A 20764-nucleotide genomic window follows, 5' to 3' on the forward strand; every position below is an offset into this window, starting at 1 on the left:
CTTTTATCTATATAAAACGGAAAGCGTTACACTTTCTCGGCAGCTAACTGCTCAAGCGCTTGAATAGAGGTTTCTGATACTAACGTACCATCCATGTAGTAACTGACCTTGTCGCCATCACGAACCCCCGTCAAAACGGCTTTCTGACCATCATTGTAGGTGATGTCCATACGAATCGTATTCTCATCGATTTGTTTCATCTCACCCCATTCGATCTGACGATTATTAAAGCCAAGTGGTGCATCTTTCAGTGAATCATCGAGGCTGTCGTTCACATCAATCATGGTATCGACTTTACTATCGAAGATATGAGGCGCGCCTGTGAGTGGGTTTTTCCCCGCCCAGAATTCGATCGAGTTAAACACGATGTAATCGGCTGCGAATGTTAAAGCGTAAACGGGAGCAAGCAAGAAGTTGACCCCAGCACGAGCGTAACGGTTATCTACAACCTCAACGTTGAACTTCATTAATTTCCCAGTAACGGCATTACTACCGACACACCCAGCTAACGACATGACAATCGCTGCCACTGCAACTGCTTTTGTGATTGTTGTTTTCATAGATCCCTCTTATGCCACGATGATTGATTCGGTTTTTGCATAGCCAAACAGCAGTCTTCCTGTTCACGTACAGAAATTCATGGCCTAACAAATTGATTCCATAACATTTAGCGTAGTGGAGTTTTTTAGAACAGCAAACTGCAAACGTTAATTGTTTCGCTCTGGTTCCTAAAGAGTTGCCAATAAAAAAGCGCAGACCTTTCAGTCTGCGCTTTTATTAGTTTTTAAAACTATTCGGTTTTGTGAACCAGATTAACCCACATTCTTACGTGCGTTTTGGAACATACGCATCCAAGCGCCATTCTCGCCCCAACCTTCTGGAGACCAAGAGTTAGCAACCGTACGGAATACACGCTCTGGGTGAGGCATCATGATAGTCACACGGCCATCCGTCGTTGTTAAACCAGTGATAGCATTTGGCGAACCGTTCGGGTTGTTCGGGTATTGCTGCGTTTGGTTACCGTTGTTGTCAACGTAACGTAGGGCAACTGTACCTGAGTTTTCAATCGCGTTTAGGTGGTCGTTGTCACGCACTTCTACGCGACCTTCACCGTGAGAAACAGCGATTGGCATACGAGAGCCTTCCATGCCATTGAAGAATACAGAATCAGACTTCTGAACTTCAACTAGGCTGAAACGTGCTTCAAAACGCTCAGATTCGTTGCGAACGAAACGTGGCCAGTACTCAGCACCAGGGATTAGCTCGCGCAGGTTAGACAGCATCTGACAACCGTTACACACACCTAGAGAGAAGGTATCTTCACGCTTGAAGAAGTTTTCAAACTGGTCACGCGTAGAGTCGTTAAACAGAACCGACTTAGCCCAACCTTCACCAGCGCCTAGTACGTCACCGTAAGAGAAACCACCACAAGCCACAAGGCCGTTGTACTCTTCCAGTACCGCTTGACCCGTTAGGATGTCGCTCATGTGAATATCAGTTGCTTCGAAGCCTGCACGGTCAAATGCGGCTGCCATTTCAACGTGAGAGTTAACACCCTGCTCACGTAGAATCGCCATTTTAGGCTTAGCGCCCGTGTTGATGTAAGGAGCAGCAATGTCTTCATTTACGTCAAAGCTTAGTTTCACGTTCAGACCTGGGTCTGAGTTGTCTTTCTTAGCTTCGTGCTCTTGGTCTGCACAGATTGGGTTATCACGTAGACCTTGCATCTTGTGCGTAGTTTCAGCCCAGATAGTACGTAGTTCAGTACGGTTACGTTGGATTACAACGTCTGCGCCCGACTTAATCACTACTTCGTCTGATGCTTCAACAGAACCAATTACGTGTGAACACGCTTCTAGGCCGTTTGCAGCAAGTGTAGAAAGTACTGCGTCTAGGTCATCGTTACGAACTTGGATTACCGCACCTAGCTCTTCGTTGAATAGTGCTGCTAGCGTATCTTCGCTGTTCTCTGATGCAGATAAAAGCGCTGCAATATCAGCGTTAACACCACAGTGACCTGCGAACGCCATTTCAGCTAGCGTTACGAATAGACCGCCATCGCCTTTATCGTGGTAAGCGACAACTTGGTCGTTCGCTACAAGTGCTTGAACGCCTTCGTAGAAACCTTTTAGTTGTGCTGCATTGTCTACGTCTGCTGGCTTGTCACCAAGCTGCTTGTAAACTTGCGCTAGTGCTGTAGCACCCATACGGTTTTTGCCGTTACCTAGGTCGATAAGAACTAGTGAAGTATCACCTTTGTCAGTGCGAAGCTGAGGCGTAATTGTCTTACGAACATCTTCAACACGTGCAAATGCAGTGATAACAAGAGATAGCGGAGACGTTACTTCTTTCTGCTCGCCGTTCTCTTCCCACTTAGTCTTCATCGACATTGAGTCTTTACCCACAGGGATAGTAAGACCCAGTGCCGGACATAGCTCTTCACCCACGGCTTTAACCGCTTCGTAAAGACCTGCATCTTCACCAGGGTGACCTGCTGGAGACATCCAGTTAGCTGACAATTTAATGTGTTTGATATCGCCGATGTTGGTCGCTGCGATGTTAGTGATTGCTTCACCAACCGCTAGACGAGCTGACGCGCCAAAGTCTAGAAGTGCTACTGGCGTACGCTCACCAAGAGACATCGCCTCACCGTGGTAAGAGTCGTAACTTGCTGCAGTTACTGCGCAGTTAGCAACTGGAACCTGCCATGGGCCAACCATTTGGTCACGAGCTACAAGGCCTGTTACCGAGCGGTCACCGATGGTGATAAGGAATGTTTTCTCTGCCACTGTTGGTAGGCGAAGAATACGGTCAACCGCTTCGTTTAGTTCGATACCAGAACGGTCAATCGCAGGATTGTTTGCTTTTAGCGTCTTCGCGTCACGGTGCATCTTAGGTGTTTTACCTAATAGGATGTCCATTGGCATGTCGATTGGCGTATTGTCGAAGTGTGAATCTTCTAGTTTCAGATCACGTTCTTCTGTTGCTTTACCAACCACTGCGTAAGGTGCGCGTTCACGTTTACAAATCGCGTCGAATGTTGCCATGTCTTTATCAGCAACCGCCATTACGTAACGCTCTTGAGATTCGTTACACCAGATCTCAAGTGGGCTCATGCCCGGCTCATCGTTTGGCACGTCACGTAGGTTAAAGATACCGCCACGCTCACCGTCGTCTACTAGCTCAGGAAGTGCATTAGAGATACCGCCCGCGCCTACATCGTGGATGAATGCGATCGGGTTCGCATCACCAAGCTGCCAACAACGGTCGATAACTTCCTGACAACGACGCTCCATCTCTGGGTTTTCACGTTGTACAGAAGCAAAATCTAAGTCTTCAGAAGAAGAACCAGAATCCATTGAAGATGCAGCACCGCCACCAAGGCCGATGTTCATCGCAGGACCACCAAGAACGATCAGGCTTGCACCTACTGGGATCTCTTTCTTCTGAACGTGATCATCACGAATGTTACCAAGACCACCAGCCAGCATGATTGGTTTGTGGTAACCACGTACTTCTTCACCTGCGTGAGAGTTTACTTTCTCTTCGTAAGTACGGAAGTAACCTAACAGGTTTGGACGACCAAATTCGTTGTTGAATGCTGCGCCACCAAGAGGACCTTCAAGCATGATATCCAGAGCAGTAACGATACGGCTTGGCTTACCAAAGTCAGTTTCCCAAGGTTGAACGAAGTTCGGGATCTTAAGGTTAGATACAGAGAAAGCAACCAGGCCCGCTTTTGGCTTACCGCCAATACCAGTTGCGCCTTCATCGCGGATTTCACCGCCTGAACCTGTTGATGCACCCGGCCATGGAGAGATTGCCGTTGGGTGGTTGTGCGTTTCAACTTTCATCAAGATATGTGTTTTTTCTTGGTGGTAGTTGTACTGGCGAGTTTCTGGATCTGGGAAGAAACGACCCACTTCAGAACCTGTCATTACCGCTGCGTTATCTTTATAAGCAGACAGAACGTGCTCTGGTGTCGTTTCAAAGGTGTTCTTAATCATCTTGAACAATGATTTTTCTTGCTTAACGCCATCGATAGTCCAGTCAGCGTTAAAGATCTTGTGACGACAGTGCTCTGAGTTCGCTTGTGCAAACATCATTAGTTCGATGTCAGTCGGGTTACGACCTAGCTTCTCGGTGAAGCTTTCAAGAAGGTAATCGATCTCATCTTCTGCAAGTGCAAGACCTAGGGTAACGTTTGCTTTTTCAAGCGCTTTACGTCCGCCAGTTAATAGGTCAACTTCCGCATAAGGAGCAGGCTCAGCCACGGTAAATAGTGCCGCCGCTGATTCGAAGTCAGTGAAAACCACTTCCATCATACGGTCGTGCAGGATTGCTTTCAGCTCAACAAGTTGAAGCTCAGAAAGTTCGGCAGAGGTTTCAATGTAGAAAGCAGTACCGCGCTCTAGACGTGACACTTTAGCCAGTCCACAGTTGTGTGCGATATCTGTTGATTTTGAAGACCAAGGCGAGATAGTGCCCGGGCGTGGCGTTGCAAGCAGCAGTAAACCTTCAGGTTCATGCTCTTCAATCGTTGGACCGTAAGTCAGTAGCTTTTCTAGCTTCTCAACTTCAGACTCATCTAGGTCTGCCGTTAGATCAGCAAAGTGGGCAAACTCAGCGTAAATACCTGTTACAGGTAAGCTTAATTCACGACAAAGCTCTAAAAGCTTGTTAACACGAAACTCAGATAGAGCTGGGGAGCCACGCAAAATTCTCATGTGCTTAGGTCTCTTATGCAGTTGATTAAGGTAGTATTGGAATAAATTCAGTGGGTTATAGGAACAACCTAACTGTTTTCTTCGAAGCTATTCCCGAAGGTTGCCAAACCTATGCCGATTCCACCTCTTCAATGCGAGCGCATTATAAAGCATTTCTTTTTGTGACGTAACACCAAAAGCAACCGTTTGCGTGATTTTTTTTATCTTTATGCGTAAATGGTACTTTTGCTGCATTTATCAGCACTTTTACAACTGTTTAAATAAACCTGCTTTGCCAGCCTTGCGGGGTTTGGTATAAAGGGGCTTCCACTTTTCGAGATTTCATTTTGATGCCTAAATTTACGCTCATCTTTTCGTCTAAGTTCCTTCTGCTTGCCATTGCCCTAGTTGGGTTGGCTGGATGCCAGATTGAGTCAGAACCTAAAAGTGTCCTTGAGCAGATACGAGAGCGAGGCGTTCTTCGCGTCGGCACCCTGAATAACCAACTCTCTTATTACATTGGTCCCGATGGCCCTGCTGGTTTGGATTACGAGTTAGCTCGTGAATTTGCGCAGGAGCTTGGTGTACAGCTTGAGATTAAACCCGCTTACCGTTTATCCGGCCTCTTTCCAGCCTTAAAGAAAGGCGAGATCGATCTTATCGCGACAGGGTTAACGCAAAACAATAACCTGACACGCGCTTATCGCGCTGCGCCCGCCTATTACTATGTAAGCCAACAAGTGGTGTATAAAAAAGGACAGTGGCGCCCAAGAAACCTTCAACAACTGATCAAGTTCGAGAATAAGCGTCAAGCTGATTTCGTAAAAGCACAAACTGAATCAGAAGAAACGGCATCTACCGAAACATTGACGCCATCTTTGGTGGTAGTGAAGGACTCACATTTTGAGCCAACGCTAAAACAGATCCAGAACAAGCACGATGACTTTATCTACGATGCAATAGGTAATGCTGACATCAATGACCTGCTAAAAGAAGTGTCGACTGGTGAACGCTTGTTTACTGTTGCGGACTCGATTGAGCTGTCACTCTCACAACGTTTATACCCAGACGTAGCCTTAGCTTTTGAACTGACAGAAGATCAACCTATCTCTTGGTATTTACAGAAGTCTGAAGATGAAAGCCTTTATGCATTACTGATTGAGTTCTTTGGTAATCTAAAACAGTCTGGTGAACTGGCTTCACTGGAAGAAAAATACATCGGCCATATCGGCACTTTTGATTACGTTGATACTCGTGCATTTATCCGTGCATTGGATAGCAAGCTGCCAAAATGGTCGCCACTATTTCAGAAATATTCTCAAGAATTTGACTGGCGCTTGATTGCCGCTTTAGCATACCAAGAGTCACACTGGAATCCTGTCGCACGCTCTCCAACAGGTGTTCGAGGCATGATGATGCTGACACTGCCTACTGCGAAGAGCGTTGGTGTAACCAATCGTCTCGATCCGAAACAGTCGGTACAAGGCGGTGTTGAATACCTGCGTCGTATCGTGAATCGAGTACCAGATTCAATCACCCAACACGAGAAGATCTGGTTTGCGCTTGCCTCATATAACGTAGGTTACGGGCACATGATGGATGCTCGTCGCTTAACCAAAGCACAAGGCGGTGATCCTGATGCTTGGGGTGATGTGAAAGACAGGCTTCCTCTGCTAAGACAGAAGAAGTACTACAGCAAAACTCGTTACGGGTATGCGCGTGGTGATGAAGCAAGGAATTACGTTGAGAACATTCGCCGTTATTATCAGAGCATTATTGGCCATGTAAATAAGCGTAATAAAGAGGAAGAAGCGAGCCTTGAAGGTTTGGTAGTTATCCCACCTCTAGAGGTATCAGATGCTGAATCAACAATCAGTGAAACTGAATCCGCAGTGAACGACGCTGAGTCTTCCAAATAAAAGAAAAAGAGCAATGCCATTTAGCATTGCTCTTTTTTATTGCATCACGATAAATGACCAAAACAAACAAAACGCCTGCGATATCCAGAGTGTCATATTGCAGTAACAATCGAACTTTATAACGTCACACCATAAGCGACATAATGCTCTGTTGCATTCAGCTCTTAGCCATCACGATAGTGGTTCAGAAAGCCAACGCTAAGTTCGTGGCAAAGCTTATAAGCAAATAACCACTATAATTAAAACTGAAGTCATACTTACAAAGCCAGACGACAAATAGGAAATCGTTGAAATGATGAAGAACAAACTGAAATCGAAACGCCTTGATAAGACCGTTGCTGCCAACCGTCGTAAGCGTATGCTTTCAAATAATAAGAAGAAGATCATTTGGCGCAACCGTGCTTTCATGCAGATGATTGCTGAGTAAAAGTAATGACCAACTAAGTTTGCTTGGCACTCTTATGATTGAGAGTGCCGAAAGATCGCTGCTATTTTTTGTTACAGACCTTGTTCTTGTTACTGACCTTATTCTTATTACTTGCCTTGTCAGATTCTAAACGCTGCTCTTCCTGCAAACGCTCAAGCTTTCGCTTCTCTTTGATCTCTTTTCTACGGCGCTTAAAAAACGCCTGTAATTGTTCACGACACTCTTCCTCTAACAAACCATGCTCAACATCGGCATAGTGGTATGAGGCTTGGCTTTCAAAGAGATTCAATACCGTACCCGCCGCACCCGCTTTTAAGTCTGGAGCACCAAACACAATGCGCTTTACTCGGCTGTGTAATAAGGCACCCGCGCACATTGGGCAAGGTTCTAAGGTGACATACAAGGTGGTATCAAGTAAGCGATAGTTTTCCAAGGCTTGACCTGCTTTACGCAAGGTTTCGATTTCTGCATGTGCGGTTGCATCGTGGCAGCCAATCGAGCGGTTCCATCCTTCAGAGATAACCTCCCCATCTTTCACTAGAACAGCACCAACGGGAACCTCTCCCTCTTTTTCTGCTTGCTTAGCGACCTCGATGGCGCGTCGCATGAAGATTTCATCTTGAGGGCTGAATTGATGGTCTAACAAAGGGAGCTCCAGAAAACAAAGGATAAAAACGAAAATAGGTATGCGGTGAAGCATACCTAATCTTCGTGATAATGAACAATAAAGAGATAAGAGGCAATGAACAATCGCCGCTTACTGATTAGGCGGATCGCTAGCTATTGGCGCCTTCTATGTCATCGGCTATTTGCGTCGCTTTGATACTCACAATTCGATTGTTCTCAACAGAGATAACTTCAAACTGCCACTGCTGGTATTGAACAACTTCACCGGCATCAGGTAAGCGCCCTATTAACCAAGTCACTAGGCCATTCAACGTTTGGAAGCTCTCGCTTTCACCCTCAAAATCCGACAGCTCTAAGCGGTTTTTCAGTTCACTGATAGGAATCAATCCATCCACCAGCAATCCATCTTCCACTTGCTCTGTCCATAGGTCATTGGGGTTATTGGATAGCTCACCGGCAATCGCTTCAAGAATATCGTAATGAGTCACAAGGCCTTGAACATCGCCATATTCATCAACAATGAATGCCATCTCTGTACCCGACTCTTTAAAATAGCCAAGTAGACGTAAAGCCTTCATCGATTCAGGAACATAGATCGGAGAGCGAGATAGCCCCATGATCACTTGAATGTTTAAATTGCCCGCCTGATTCAATAAGGCTTTGGCTGACACCGTACCGACCACTTTATTGAGGTGGTCTTGGCACAATGGAAACACACTATGCTTTGAACTGCGCAGCTTTTTAAATATCTGCTCAACCGGTTGGCTAATATCCAGAAAGTCGACGTCTCGACGTGGCGTCATCAACGAGCTCACCAAACGGTCATCAAGCTGTAAGATATTGCGAATCATCTCTTGCTCGCCACGTTCAATCACACCAGATTCCGAGCCTTCTTTCACGAGTGCATGAATATCATCTTCCGTCACACTGTCTTCTTCGCCACCACGTCCCATTAACTTGAGAATACCTTCCGTAGAAGCAGACAACGCAAACACAAACGGCGTCGCAATTTTAGATAACCAGAAGATAGGCAGCGCGACTAGCACAGCAATGTTTTCAGCTTGAGATTGAGCAAAACGTTTTGGCACTAGCTCACCTACAACAATCGCGAAGTAAGTAATACCCACAACGACTACCGTGGTAGACAGGATATTCGCTTGTGTTGGATCGAGTCCCCACAGTTCAAGTTGAACGGCCAGTGGAGCAGAAAGCGTCGCCTCACCCACAATACCGCTGAGTAGGCCGATTACCGTAATACCGATTTGAATGGTTGAAAGGAAGCGGGTTGGATTTTCTTTGAGCTCAAGAGCAACCTGAGCGGAGCGATGTTTTTCGGCTAAGCGTTTCAGCCGACTATTCTTTGCTGCTACCAGTGCAATCTCTGACATGGCAAACAGACCATTTAAAACAATTAACCCTACTAAAAGCAGAATCTTCATGTGGCTTGGATTTCCTAAATTTACCGGCCAACAATTAGCCGTAATCCGGAGTATAAGCTGAGTGCCTTTATTTTGAATATAAAAAGTTTTGGATATAGAAAGTTTGGGATATAAAAAGTCTTGGCTATAAAAATCTTGGATAAAAAAACAGAAAAAAATAGCAAAAAAAAGCCCGCACATTTCGGTGCGGGCTTAGCAATAAATAAAGCTTAATTTTGCTTAGTTCAATCTTACATTGTGTAAGTGTAAGGAGCTTGGATACCTAGCGGGATACCAAGAGCCCAGTAACCTAGCAAGAAGATAGACCAACCGATTAGCATAGCAATCGAGAATGGCATCATTAGAGAAGCTAGAGTACCGATACCTGTCGACTTAACGTAACGTTGACAGTAAACAACAACCAGTGGGAAGAACACCATCAGTGGAGAGATGATGTTAGACACTGAATCGCCTACACGGTAAGCCGCTTGAGATAGCTCAGGAGAGATACCCACAACCATTAACATAGGAACTAAGATAGGACCAATAAGAGCCCACTTAGCTGAAGCTGAACCTACAAGAAGGTTAACTGAAGCCGTTAGTAGAATCATACCAACAACCGTTGCTTCACCAGGAAGATCCATTGCTTTCAAGCCTTCAGCACCGTAAAGCGCCAGCATAGTACCGATGTTTGATTGAGCAAATGCTGATAGGAACTGAGCACAGAAGAACGACATTACAATGTATGCGCCCATCGTTGCCATCGTCTCAGACATTGCTTTGATAACATCATTACTATTCTTGAAGGTACCCGCTACACGGCCGTAGACGATACCCGGAATAATAAACAGGATGAAGATCAGAGGAACGATAGACTTCATTACTGGTGCTGAGAACGCCGTTAGTTCGCCTTCTGGTGAACGAAGTGCTGAGTTTTCAGGCATTAGAGCCGCGATAAGCAGACCAATACCGGCAACCATTGCCCAACCAGCGAATTTGAATGCTTTAGATTCAATGGCTGTAAACGTACCTAGATCAGGTGCTTGTTCTGCATCTTCATCGACAGGCGTATTGGCAAGACGAGGCTCGATGATTTTCTCTGTAACGTACCAACCAATTGCCACAATTAGAATTGAAGACAAACCAGTAAAGAAGATGTTCGCTAGAGGGTTGATCACGTATGCAGGGTCAAGAACGTTTGCCGCTGTTTGAGTGAAACCTGCTAGTAGCGGATCAATACCTGAAGGAATGAAGTTCGCTGAGAAACCACCTGATACACCAGCAAACGCTGCTGCAATACCCGCTAGAGGGTGACGACCCGCTGCGTGGAAGATGATACCGCCAAGAGGGATTACTAGAACGTAACCTGCATCTGCTGCTGTGTGAGACACGATAGCAACAAGAATTAGCATTGGCGTTAGCAACTTAGCTGGCGTGAAGTTAAGCATCTTCTTAAGGCCAGTCGTAATGAAGCCTGAAGAGTCAGCAACGCCAACACCTAGCATAGCAACAAGTACGATGCCTAGCGGTGCGAAGCCTGTGAACGTGGTAACCATATTCGCTAGGAAGCTAGCAAGCGCTTCACCAGTAAGTAGGTTGTTTACTTCAAGAGCAGCACCCGTTTGAGGGTTGATTAAGTCGAATGAAAGATTCGATAAAAGTGCAGATGCTACCCATACAATAACTAGAGCCCAGAAGAACAGAATTGCTGGATCTGGAATTTTGTTGCCGGCGCGTTCAATGAAGTTTAGAAAGCGGTCCATACCACTGATCTTCTCAGTCGATGGTGCTTTTTTTACGGCTTGGTTACTCATTGTAACTCCATATGTGATGTTGTTTGTTTAGGCCTAATATAAGTTTTGACCATGGCCTATTGGTACAGCACATATTCTATTAAAGTCGCTGTTAAAAAGCACAAGGTTCCACATCATTTTCCATAAATGGAGACATATTTTGCAAAAATACTGTACAACAGCAACAATATAAAAACACAAAAAACACCATTCCATATACAGAGTTTTAACTGGCACGTAAACAATGTCCGAGGAGTGAAAACTATCAGTAAAGGAGAAGCGTAGGGCTTGGCATGCAGTAAACGTTTGCTTAATAGATCAATCAAACTCACTGTATTTGGAGAGCATAGTTTCGAGGTGAATGCTTTGCGCACGGTTCATGCGATCTCGCCATGCAACAGTCACCGTAATGTTTTTCAAAGCGTGAGACAAGGCACCACTGGCATTTGTCACCTCACAGCTCATCGTATACCCAGAGCCCGACAAACCAGATAAAGGATCCGAACTTGTCGCATTGCGACAGTAGTCCGCTTGATTGAGATCCGTAAAAAGGATTAACCCTACAGCTCCCCCCACATCCGATACACGAGTTCGATAATACTCCATCTGCCTTTCAGCAAAATGAAGCGCTTCTACACTGTGCAACGCGTAATCCGATTTTTGTTCTGCATAGACCTGTAGCTTAACCAACCCTAGCGAAGCGATACCGATCAATAGAAAAGAGATCAGGACCTCTATCAAGCTAAAACCGGAATGTTTATAAGTCATTCCATGATCCCTTTTTCCATTTGGCTTTCAAAGGAACACTATGGGGGTTGTATTCACCTGTGTAATCTAAGTTAATCGAACCTTGAATTGTCGATAACCCGCCAACTGAATCAAAGAACATCCCTCCCTTGGGAAAAAAAGAAGCAAATCCAATATAAACCGAATTGTTCTGCACTAAGCCGGCGATAGGTATCGTATTTGGAACTTTGGCCCATAAGCCGCTCAATAGGTCCGTATCAACATCAGGGGAGGCTGGTTCGTCGTATATGCTCATATCATTTAGGTGATAAAAGGAACCATCAAACACACTTGCATTACCGTTCGCAACGATGCCATCTTGAATCACTAATGAACGTGGAGTAATAACACCGGGGATAGGTTCTACCACATTAATTGGTGGGTGATAGACCACGCAATCACCGATCACCCACACCTTATCTTTGCCACTAGTAAAGGCGTTATTAATCGCTTGGCTACACTTATTACCTTGATACTTCCCGTTGAATAAATCAATGTGCTTGGGGGGAGATACAGTCCTGTCAATGAGGTCAATCACATGATAATCACGCTTAATCTGGTCAATATTTTCTGGCGTTTTAGATACCCCAAAGTAATTAGAGAAAGTATCGATGGCTGGGTCAAATTTGAAATCTGATTGAAAAGCATTTGAAGGCAATGACCCAACTGAATCAATGGTTGCATTGCGGTTAATATCGGTTGTCGGTTGGCAAGACTCAAAGGTAGGAAAAGGAGGGAGACCGCCCGTAGGTGTGATTGTCTTCAGACGCCCGCCGCCTTGGTTTTTATAGATCACACTATCTAAGAACCGAACAGACACACATTCGTTAATACCACCGACCGCAGTAAGACTAATATCTGGGGTAATATCGATATTGTGATCAGAAATAAACTCCAAACTCGAATTGGTTTGCATCGCCCCTAGCCCCGACGAATTGTTAAAACTTATCTCTTTGTTCAGAGATAAATAGTGAGCACTCGACACCAATATATTCGGTGTTAGGTTATCTGATTTCAACGTAAGGACTTTCGACTGCTGACAGTGATTCATTAAATCATTGGGAATTGCCGTGAGATCATTTTCAGCTATATAGGTAAAACCACACTCCAACCCAGCCTCGGCGTTCCAATGAGCTTTGCGGACTTGAACTTCATTCTGCGCGACCTTAATTTGATGAAAAACGCTGCGATAGGTGCCCAAAGTAACAATTAAAGCACTCAACACTAAAACAGATGTGATTAACAACGTAGCCACTCCAGCTTGCTGCTTTACCGAGGTCATTGCCAATTCCTTTGCTTAACGGTTATAGCGACGCCTTTAGAGATCCCAGCACTCGGAATTGACGCAACAATATTCAAATCAGTGAGCGTAGTGCTCACCCCATTTTTGCTCAACACTTGTGAGGATATTGATAAATCGTCGACGGAAATAATGCTATCGTCGAAAAGTGAGTAGCATGAGGTAACTTGATCATGGGCTAAAATGTTCCCTGGAGTAAGAACGCCCTTTTCACAAACTTTCAATCGAGTCCCCTCCTTTTTATACACGATATTCCTGTAATTTTTTCCGTCAGTTGATCCCTCTTTCAAATAGACGAACCCCACCTCAACACCACCGCTAACATGAATCGTATTAACGGCATTTAATAGCTTCAGGGACTCTCCATTTGAACCATCGTAGCCTGCTCGTTGAATATCTTCTTTCATTACCTGCATCGTGCTCGTAAGGTTTTGCAGCAGCAATAGCTCAATGCCTTTGTCTTTGGCTATTCTGTGCCCCGTCATAAATACGCTGCCGATAATAGCAATCGCGAATACACCAATAACGGAGGTGACCATCAGTTCAATGAGAGATGCGCCCTTTTGCTTTCGCAAGCTTCTGCTGCGGGCCTTAGCAAGCATAGTAACCATACTGAGCGCCTGATTCGCCGCACACTTTAATTCGCCCCGGAGGGCTAGATAGTTTAATCAAAAGCCGGTCGGTTGAAGCTCTTTTAGGAGCCAAGTAAATCGTACCTCTGGCAGGCCTTCCTCTTACACTTTCAAAGCTGATTTTTGAGCCTGTATAGTTATGAGAAAACGATAAATCTCGAAACGGTTCTCCCGACAACATCAGCAATGTATCACCAGACAGATCTTCCGTAGGCTTCAACCATACTGTCCACTCCCCCGTAGATTGCTCTTCATTTTTAGCCGTCGAGAAATGTACCCAGAGTTTTTGATTTCTTTTCACAGACTCAGACTTTGCCTGTACTAAGAAACCATTCAACTCCCCAGCAAGGCGCTGTATCTTGACTGTTTGGGTGACTGAACTAAAACTCGGAGCAGCCGTCGCTACCAATATCGACAGTATCGACACCGTTATTAACAGCTCTAATAAAGTAAACCCGCGAGTCATTTCCCAAATTCCTATGTAATCAGGTGCGTAAGCATATTTAATCTTGCACCGATGCTACCACCCGAGAAAAATGGACAGGGTTATGAAAGGAAACTACTCGTGAAGATTCGAATAAAAAGATGTAACAACAACAATTTAAGTATGAAAGGAATGACACTGATCGAATTATTGATCGCTGTTGCCATTGTAGGAGTACTCAGTGCAATAGCTTATCCAAGCTACACAAGCCATGTTTTAAAATCGCATCGGATGACAGCGATAGGAGATATGGCAAAAATTCAACTTGAACTTGAGAGTGCTTACGCCGGAAATTATGCCACGGCTGCTGGAAACATAGTTTCTGGAGGGACGTGCTCGTTTTGCGATACCGATACAAGCAGGTATACACTAACAATTTCGGCTAGCAGTACCTCATACTCCATTCAAGCTGAACCACACGCACCACAGACAAATGATGACTGCTTAGACTCACCGACTGATATTCTGGAGTTACATCACTCAGGTGTTTCAGAGCCTCAAGCGTGTTGGAAGTAACAAGAGGAGACACTAAAGCCTCTAGGGGGTGATCTGAAAAATTTCGATTATTTTTGCTATGAGCTTCTTTTATACCAATCAAAAAACACAAATCTATAGACACAAAAAAACCTGCTACATGAGCAGGCTTTTCTACTTTTATCATTAAATTGAAGTATCAATAATTTAAAGATCAACAACTTAACGTGTCAATAACCTATTTATCTAATCAGTTGATTACTTAGTTAGGTCATCAAAGAAGTTTTTCACGCCGCTGAAGAAACCTTCAGATTTTGGCTTGTGCTTGCTTGCAGCTTCACCACAACATGTTTCTTCAAATTCACGCAGTAGTTCTTTTTGACGAGAGCTTAGCTTAACCGGTGTTTCAACCACTAGCTTAACGATTAGGTCACCCACACCGCCGCCACGAACGCCTTTCACACCTTTGCCACGCATACGGAACATACGGCCCGTTTGTGTCTCTTCAGGTACTTTAAGGTTTACACGGCCATCTAATGTAGGAACTTCAACTTCACCGCCTAGCGCTGCCATTGTGAAGCTAACTGGCACTTCACAGTAAAGGTTGTTGCCGTCACGCTCAAAGATGTTGTGCTCTTTTACGTGTACTTGTACGTACAAGTCGCCAGCTGGAGCGCCGTGCTCTCCTGCTTCGCCTTCGCCAGATAGACGAATGCGATCACCAGTATCAACACCTGCTGGGATCTTAACGTTAAGCGTTTTCGTCTTCTGTTTGCGACCTTGACCATGACATGAGTTACATGGGTCTTTGATGATCTTGCCTTTACCGTTACAAGTAGGACAAGTCTGTTGAACCGCAAAGAAACCTTGGCGCATTTGTACCTGGCCGTGGCCATGACAAGTACCACACGTTTGTGCAGAAGAACCCGCTTTCGCGCCGCTACCATCACAAATGTCACATTCAACAAGTGTTGGTACTTCAATCTCTTTAGATACACCACGAACGGCTTCTTCTAGAGAAAGCTCCATGTTGTAACGCAAATCAGAACCACGTTGAGCACGCGCTTGACCGCCGCCACGACGACCGCCGCCGAAGATATCGCCAAATACGTCACCGAAGATATCGCCGAAGTCACCTTGGCCACCGCCGCCGTAACCGCCGCCGTAACCGCCGCCACCCATGCCACCTTGTTCAAAAGCTGCGTGGCCGTATTGGTCGTAAGCTGCTTTCTTTTGAGCATCGGTTAGGATCTCGTACGCTACTTTTACTTCTTTAAATTTGTCTGCTGCGCTGTCATCACCCTGGTTACGGTCTGGGTGGAATTTCATCGCTAAGCGTTTGTACGCTTTTTTAATATCGCGCTCTGATGCATCGCGGCTTACGCCTAATACTTCGTAAAAATCACGTTTTGACATGTTCTAGGTCACCAAAATAATTGCTACTGCCGAATGTTCACTTCAGCAGTCTGTGTATCAATCTAGATAAAAGTTCTGCCGGCTGAAACGCCGAATAAAGCTATTATCTAGATCGACAAGTCTAAATACAAATTTACGGGCGTGAGAGTTACCTCTGACGCCCGCAATAATAAGTCTTTGAGACAATGAATTTCTAAGCAAGTAGCTTGAGTTCTAGGAGGAAGCGCGGAGCCTACGCTAGTAGGTGAGCACTTCCGACAACGAAATCAGGCTACTCTGCGACGAAATTATTTTTTGTCTTCTTTTACTTCTTCGAACTCAGCGTCTACCACATCGTCGTCTTGCTTAGGTTGTTCACCAGCGTCAGCACCAGCTTGTTCAGCTTGAGCTTTCTGTTGAGCAATTTCCATTAGCTTTTGAGCTGCTTGCATAAGTTCTTGAACTTTAGCGTCGATAGCTTCTTTGTCGTCACCAGACTTAACTGATTCTAGAGCTTCGATAGCTGCTTCGATTTTAGCTTTCTCGTCTGCAGGTAGAGCTTCACCAGCTTCTTCTACTTGCTTCTTAGTGCCGTGAATCATTTGGTCAGCTTGGTTACGTGCAGTTACTAGCTCTTCGAACTTCTTGTCAGCTTCTTTGTTAGCTTCTGCTTCTTGAACCATTGCTTCGATCTCTTCCTCAGACAAACCGCCTGATGCTTGGATAGTGATCTTCTGCTCTTTACCTGTCGCTTTATCTTTAGCAGATACGTTCAGGATACCATCAGCATCTAGGTCGAATGTTACTTCAACTTGTGGCATGCCACGTGGTGCTGGTTGGATACCTTCTAGGTTGAACTGACCAAGAGACTTGTTGTAAGTAGCTTGCTTACGCTCACCTTGAAGAACGTGGATAGTTACTGCGCTTTGGTTGTCTTCAGCTGTAGAGAACACTTGATCCGCTTTAGTAGGGATAGTTGTGTTTTTCTCGATAAGCTTAGTCATTACGCCGCCCATCGTTTCGATACCGAAAGATAGAGGAGTAACGTCTAGAAGAAGAACGTCTTTAACTTCACCAGCTAGTACACCACCTTGAACAGCAGCACCCATTGCAACAGCTTCGTCAGGGTTCACGTCTTTACGTGGCTCTTTACCGAAGAATTCAGTTACTTTAGCTTGAACCATAGGCATACGAGTCTGACCACCTACTAGGATAACGTCAGTGATTTCGCCTACAGATAGGTCAGCATCTGCTAGAGCAACTTTTAGTGGCTCAAGAGAACGTTGAACTAGGTCTTCAACTAGAGACTCAAGCTTCGCGCGAGTCACTTTGATGTTCATGTGCTTAGGACCAGTCGCATCTGCAGTAACGTAAGGTAGGTTTACGTCAGTTTGAGTAGTAGAAGAAAGCTCGATTTTCGCTTTTTCTGCTGCTTCTTTAACACGCTGCATTGCTAGTGGATCAGCTTTAAGGTCGATACCTTGCTCTTTCTTGAACTCATCTACTAGGTAGTTGATCATGCGGTTATCGAAATCTTCACCACCAAGGTGAGTATCACCGTTAGTTGAAAGAACTTCGAAAGTCTTCTCGCCTTCTACTTCATCGATTTCGATGATAGAGATATCGAATGTACCACCACCAAGGTCGTATACAGCGATAGTGCGATCACCACCTTGCTTGTCTAGACCGTAAGCCAGAGCAGCAGCAGTAGGTTCGTTGATGATACGTTTAACATCTAGACCAGCGATACGGCCAGCATCTTTCGTTGCTTGACGTTGAGCATCGTTGAAGTAAGCAGGAACAGTTACTACTGCGCCAGTTACTTCTTCGCCTAGGAAGTCTTCAGCTGTTTTCTTCATTTTCTTAAGAACTTCAGCAGATACTTGAGGAGCAGCCATTTTTTGGCCTTGCGCTTCAACCCATGCATCACCGTTATCAGCTTTAACAATGTTAAAAGGCATGATTTCGATATCGCGTTGAACTTCTTCATCTTCAAAACGACGACCGATTAGACGCTTAATCGCGTATAGCGTGTTTTGAGGGTTAGTAACAGCTTGACGTTTCGCAGGTTGACCAACTAGCGTCTCGCCTTCAGTGTATGCGATTACCGATGCTGTTGTGCGTTCGCCTTCAGCATTTTCTAATACGCGTGGTTTGTCACCGTCAAGAACAGCAACACAAGAGTTAGTAGTACCTAAATCAATACCAATGATTCGACCCATCAGGCTTTCTCCGAATAAATTCTATTTAGTTTTTTGCTATACCCACTATGTGGGGGGTAGTAATCAGGGATTCAACCCTAATACACAAATTTAAGTGCAAATGTAATTTGCTTTCGTATGCACCATAGATAAGGGCTCACGAATCCTTTTCAAGGGGGATACTGGATTTTTTCACATTTATTTTGATAAAAGGAATGGTTAGACACGAATACATATCATTACCTTCACATAAGCCCAGTAACTGGGGTTATCACCCAATAAAAAACGGAGCCACTTAGGCTCCGTTTGTCTATTCAGGCTTTCCACTTAGATTTCATCTATAGAGGAAAATCTCTGATTACGCTTCTGCTTTCTTTAGCTCAGCTTCTTCGTTTGTTTCAACGCCGATTTCGCCTTCAGACTTAGCAACGATAGTGTTAACCGCTGTATCACCTACTACGTTAGAAGAAGTACAGAACATATCGTTGATACGGTCTACCGCAGCAATGATAGCTAGACCTTCTGGTGGTAAACCTAGTTGGTGCAATAGAACACCTACCATTACAACACCACCACCTGGAACACCACCCGCACCGATAGACAGTAGCAAGATAGTTAGACCCAGAGTAAAGATGTCAGCCGTGTTGATTGGTTGACCGAATGCGTTTGCTACGAACATTGTCGCTAGTGCTATGTAGATAGAGACACCAGACATGTTCATTGTCGCACCCAGTGGTACACCGAAGCCTGCCACAGATCTTGATACACCAAGCTTTTCAGTTAGAGTGCGCATTGTTACTGGGATAGTCGCGTTCGAACTTGCCGTCGATAGTGAGAAAAGGATTTGCTCACGAGTTGCACGTAGGAATTGCTTAGGCGTAATACCTGTCGCGATACCAACCATCATTGGGTAGAAGAAGAAAATCCAGAACACTAGCATCGCAACAACAAGCGCTACATAGCCCGCTACAGACATAAGTGTCTCAGCGTTCAGTGTCGCACCTAGTTGAATCATCAGAGCGAATACACCAAATGGCGCCAAGCTCATTACTAGGCCGATAAGCTTCATCATGATTTCGTTAGCCATCTTGAACGTTTTGATCGCTGGACCGCCACGTGAATCAAGAGCCTGAATAGCAAGACCAGTCAAAATTGCCATGAAGATGATCTGTAGCATGTCGCCGCTTGCAAACGCCTGAACTGGGTTGCTAGGAACGATGTTCACAACAAGAGAGAAGATATCTGGAGTTTCAGTTGTTGTTAGTTGAACTGTCTCAGAGATCGTTCCGGCTAAATCTGCACCAGCACCCGGCTGGAAAATAAGGCCAACAGTTAGGGCTGCAGAAATCGCGATGATGGTGTTGATAATGTAAAGAGCAAAAGTTTTACCACCTAGGCGACCGAAAGAACGGATGTCTTTCAATTCAACAATTCCGCAAACGATAGATACGTATACCAGTGGAACAACCAATAGTTTGATCAAAGAGACAAACATACCACCGACACCTTCTGCTAGACCTAGCAGGTAAGTATCAAATACTGCAATACCGTTGAATAGGTACTGAATAGCAGTACCAATAAGTAGGCCGGCAAACAAGCCTACAAAAATCTTACTTGAGAGCGATTTATCCATCGTTCTTCTCCAGTTTGTTGTGTTTGAAATTTGTACTTTTATAGTTATATATGCGAGTTAAATCGCTATATCGCAGTGGATTTTACATACAAAGATAACAATTAAAAGTATTTATTTACAAAAACATTACAAGTGTGACATCAAAACATTTCTTCATTAACAACCAGTTTCATAATATAAAACTCTAAATCATTGTTCTGGGTAATATAAAAGGAACAACATTCTTAATGCGGTTTTGGTGACTATTTACGTGGGGTCTCAAGTTATAGGCACAAAAAAAGAGAGGCATATGCCTCTCTTTCCATTTTACGTAAACCAGTGATTTATTTTGTCGCCGCGACTACTCAGTCAATGCGCGACTCAATCACTTGGCAGCGTAACACGTCATTACTTAGCAACCATAACCATCGCAGGGCGAACCACACGACCGTTTAACTCGTAACCTTTTTGCATTACGAACATAACCGTGTTTGATTCGTGATCTGGACTTTCTTGGATAGACATCGCTTGGTGGAATTCAGGGTTGAACACTTCACCTTCAGGGTTGATCTCTTTAAGACCAAACTTAGCAACTGTGTCTACGAACGTTTTGTGCGTTAGCTCAACACCTTCAAACAGTGGCTTAACCACTTCGTTTTCAGCATCTGCCGCTTGCATTGCACGCTCTAGGTTGTCGATGACAGGAAGTAGACCTTCAGCAAACTTGTTCAAAGCGAATTTACGCGCCTTATCAATTTCTTGCTCGCTACGGCGACGCATGTTTTCAACTTCAGCTTTTGCGCGAAGAACAGAATCTTGCTGCTCTTTCATTTTAGATTCGCTAGAAAGTAGTGCAGCTTCTAGTTGAGCGATTTTTGCTTCTTGCTCATCAACAGACTCTTCATTTAGCTCAGCTTCTTCAACTTTCTCAGCTTCAGCAATGATTTGATCTAGCTCTTCTTCCGTTACTTTGTTTTCTTCGTTGCTCAT

General features: G+C 44.7%; 16 protein-coding genes. 3 read left to right on the forward strand and 13 right to left on the reverse strand.

Annotation, left to right across the window (positions count from 1 at the left end):
- Nucleotides 1-26 precede the first annotated feature (26 nt).
- Both AB4513_RS12990 and purL read right to left on the reverse strand, forming a co-directional pair.
- Entirely contained in the window at nucleotides 27-560 is a 534-nt protein-coding gene (locus AB4513_RS12990; RefSeq protein ID WP_009848345.1) for a DUF3332 domain-containing protein, read from the reverse strand.
- 252 nt (nucleotides 561-812) lie between these two features.
- Nucleotides 813-4727 (reverse strand): phosphoribosylformylglycinamidine synthase, encoded by a 3915-nt coding sequence (purL, locus tag AB4513_RS12995; RefSeq protein WP_009848344.1) that lies wholly within the window; start codon nucleotides 4725-4727, stop codon nucleotides 813-815.
- 329 nt (nucleotides 4728-5056) lie between these two features.
- Between purL and mltF the strand changes: the two genes are divergently transcribed.
- Both mltF and AB4513_RS13005 read left to right on the forward strand, forming a co-directional pair.
- A complete protein-coding gene (gene mltF, locus AB4513_RS13000) occupies nucleotides 5057-6625 on the forward strand; it encodes a membrane-bound lytic murein transglycosylase MltF (protein ID WP_102258210.1) in 1569 nt (522 codons plus the stop codon).
- 292 nt (nucleotides 6626-6917) lie between these two features.
- Complete coding sequence (locus tag AB4513_RS13005; RefSeq protein WP_010438952.1) at nucleotides 6918-7052, forward strand: hypothetical protein; 135 nt, start codon at nucleotides 6918-6920, stop codon at nucleotides 7050-7052.
- A 61-nt stretch (nucleotides 7053-7113) separates the two neighbouring features.
- Here AB4513_RS13005 and tadA read toward each other — a convergent pair whose 3' ends face one another.
- The 7 genes from tadA to AB4513_RS13040 all read right to left on the reverse strand — a co-directional run bounded on the left by tadA (nucleotide 7114) and on the right by AB4513_RS13040 (nucleotide 14074).
- Nucleotides 7114-7752 (reverse strand): tRNA adenosine(34) deaminase TadA, encoded by a 639-nt coding sequence (gene tadA, locus AB4513_RS13010; RefSeq protein WP_009848340.1) that lies wholly within the window; start codon nucleotides 7750-7752, stop codon nucleotides 7114-7116.
- 76 nt (nucleotides 7753-7828) lie between these two features.
- The gene (locus AB4513_RS13015; protein WP_009848339.1) at nucleotides 7829-9118 is read right to left on the reverse strand and encodes a hemolysin family protein; all 1290 of its coding nucleotides are present in this window, start codon (nucleotides 9116-9118) and stop codon (nucleotides 7829-7831) included.
- Between the two features lie 230 nt (nucleotides 9119-9348).
- Entirely contained in the window at nucleotides 9349-10911 is a 1563-nt protein-coding gene (locus AB4513_RS13020) for an AbgT family transporter (RefSeq protein ID WP_012603342.1), read from the reverse strand.
- A 297-nt stretch (nucleotides 10912-11208) separates the two neighbouring features.
- On the reverse strand, nucleotides 11209-11658 hold the full coding sequence (locus tag AB4513_RS13025; RefSeq protein ID WP_102250031.1) for a prepilin-type N-terminal cleavage/methylation domain-containing protein: 450 nt from the start codon (nucleotides 11656-11658) through the stop codon (nucleotides 11209-11211).
- The gene (locus tag AB4513_RS13030; protein WP_102250030.1) at nucleotides 11648-12958 is read right to left on the reverse strand and encodes a hypothetical protein; all 1311 of its coding nucleotides are present in this window, start codon (nucleotides 12956-12958) and stop codon (nucleotides 11648-11650) included. The genes AB4513_RS13025 and AB4513_RS13030 overlap by 11 nt, the downstream gene beginning before the upstream one ends.
- Nucleotides 12955-13587 (reverse strand): PilW family protein, encoded by a 633-nt coding sequence (locus AB4513_RS13035; RefSeq protein WP_012603338.1) that lies wholly within the window; start codon nucleotides 13585-13587, stop codon nucleotides 12955-12957. The genes AB4513_RS13030 and AB4513_RS13035 overlap by 4 nt, the downstream gene beginning before the upstream one ends.
- Nucleotides 13568-14074 carry a GspH/FimT family pseudopilin gene (locus AB4513_RS13040; protein WP_017098042.1) on the reverse strand — a complete coding sequence of 169 codons (507 nt, stop codon included), beginning with the start codon at nucleotides 14072-14074 and terminating at the stop codon, nucleotides 13568-13570. The genes AB4513_RS13035 and AB4513_RS13040 overlap by 20 nt, the downstream gene beginning before the upstream one ends.
- 51 nt (nucleotides 14075-14125) lie before the next feature.
- On the opposite strand from AB4513_RS13040, the gene AB4513_RS13045 reads away from it, so the two are divergent.
- A complete protein-coding gene (locus AB4513_RS13045) occupies nucleotides 14126-14608 on the forward strand; it encodes a type IV pilin protein (RefSeq protein ID WP_009848333.1) in 483 nt (160 codons plus the stop codon).
- A 216-nt stretch (nucleotides 14609-14824) separates the two neighbouring features.
- On the opposite strand, the gene dnaJ is transcribed toward AB4513_RS13045, so the two are convergent.
- The 4 genes from dnaJ to grpE all read right to left on the reverse strand — a co-directional run bounded on the left by dnaJ (nucleotide 14825) and on the right by grpE (nucleotide 20764).
- Nucleotides 14825-15982 carry a molecular chaperone DnaJ gene (dnaJ, locus tag AB4513_RS13050; protein WP_102258211.1) on the reverse strand — a complete coding sequence of 386 codons (1158 nt, stop codon included), beginning with the start codon at nucleotides 15980-15982 and terminating at the stop codon, nucleotides 14825-14827.
- 287 nt (nucleotides 15983-16269) lie between these two features.
- Nucleotides 16270-18183 carry a molecular chaperone DnaK gene (dnaK, locus tag AB4513_RS13055; RefSeq protein WP_009848331.1) on the reverse strand — a complete coding sequence of 638 codons (1914 nt, stop codon included), beginning with the start codon at nucleotides 18181-18183 and terminating at the stop codon, nucleotides 16270-16272.
- Nucleotides 18184-18520: 337 nt separating this feature from the next.
- A complete protein-coding gene (locus AB4513_RS13060) occupies nucleotides 18521-19795 on the reverse strand; it encodes a dicarboxylate/amino acid:cation symporter (protein ID WP_009848330.1) in 1275 nt (424 codons plus the stop codon).
- A gap of 387 nt (nucleotides 19796-20182) precedes the next feature.
- Nucleotides 20183-20764: a nucleotide exchange factor GrpE gene (grpE, locus tag AB4513_RS13065; protein ID WP_102258212.1), complete on the reverse strand. Its 582-nt coding sequence runs from the start codon at nucleotides 20762-20764 to the stop codon at nucleotides 20183-20185.

The organism is Vibrio sp. 10N.222.54.E6 (genome assembly GCF_041473955.1).
In the GTDB taxonomy this organism is placed as follows: Bacteria; Pseudomonadota; Gammaproteobacteria; order Enterobacterales; family Vibrionaceae; genus Vibrio; species Vibrio tasmaniensis_A.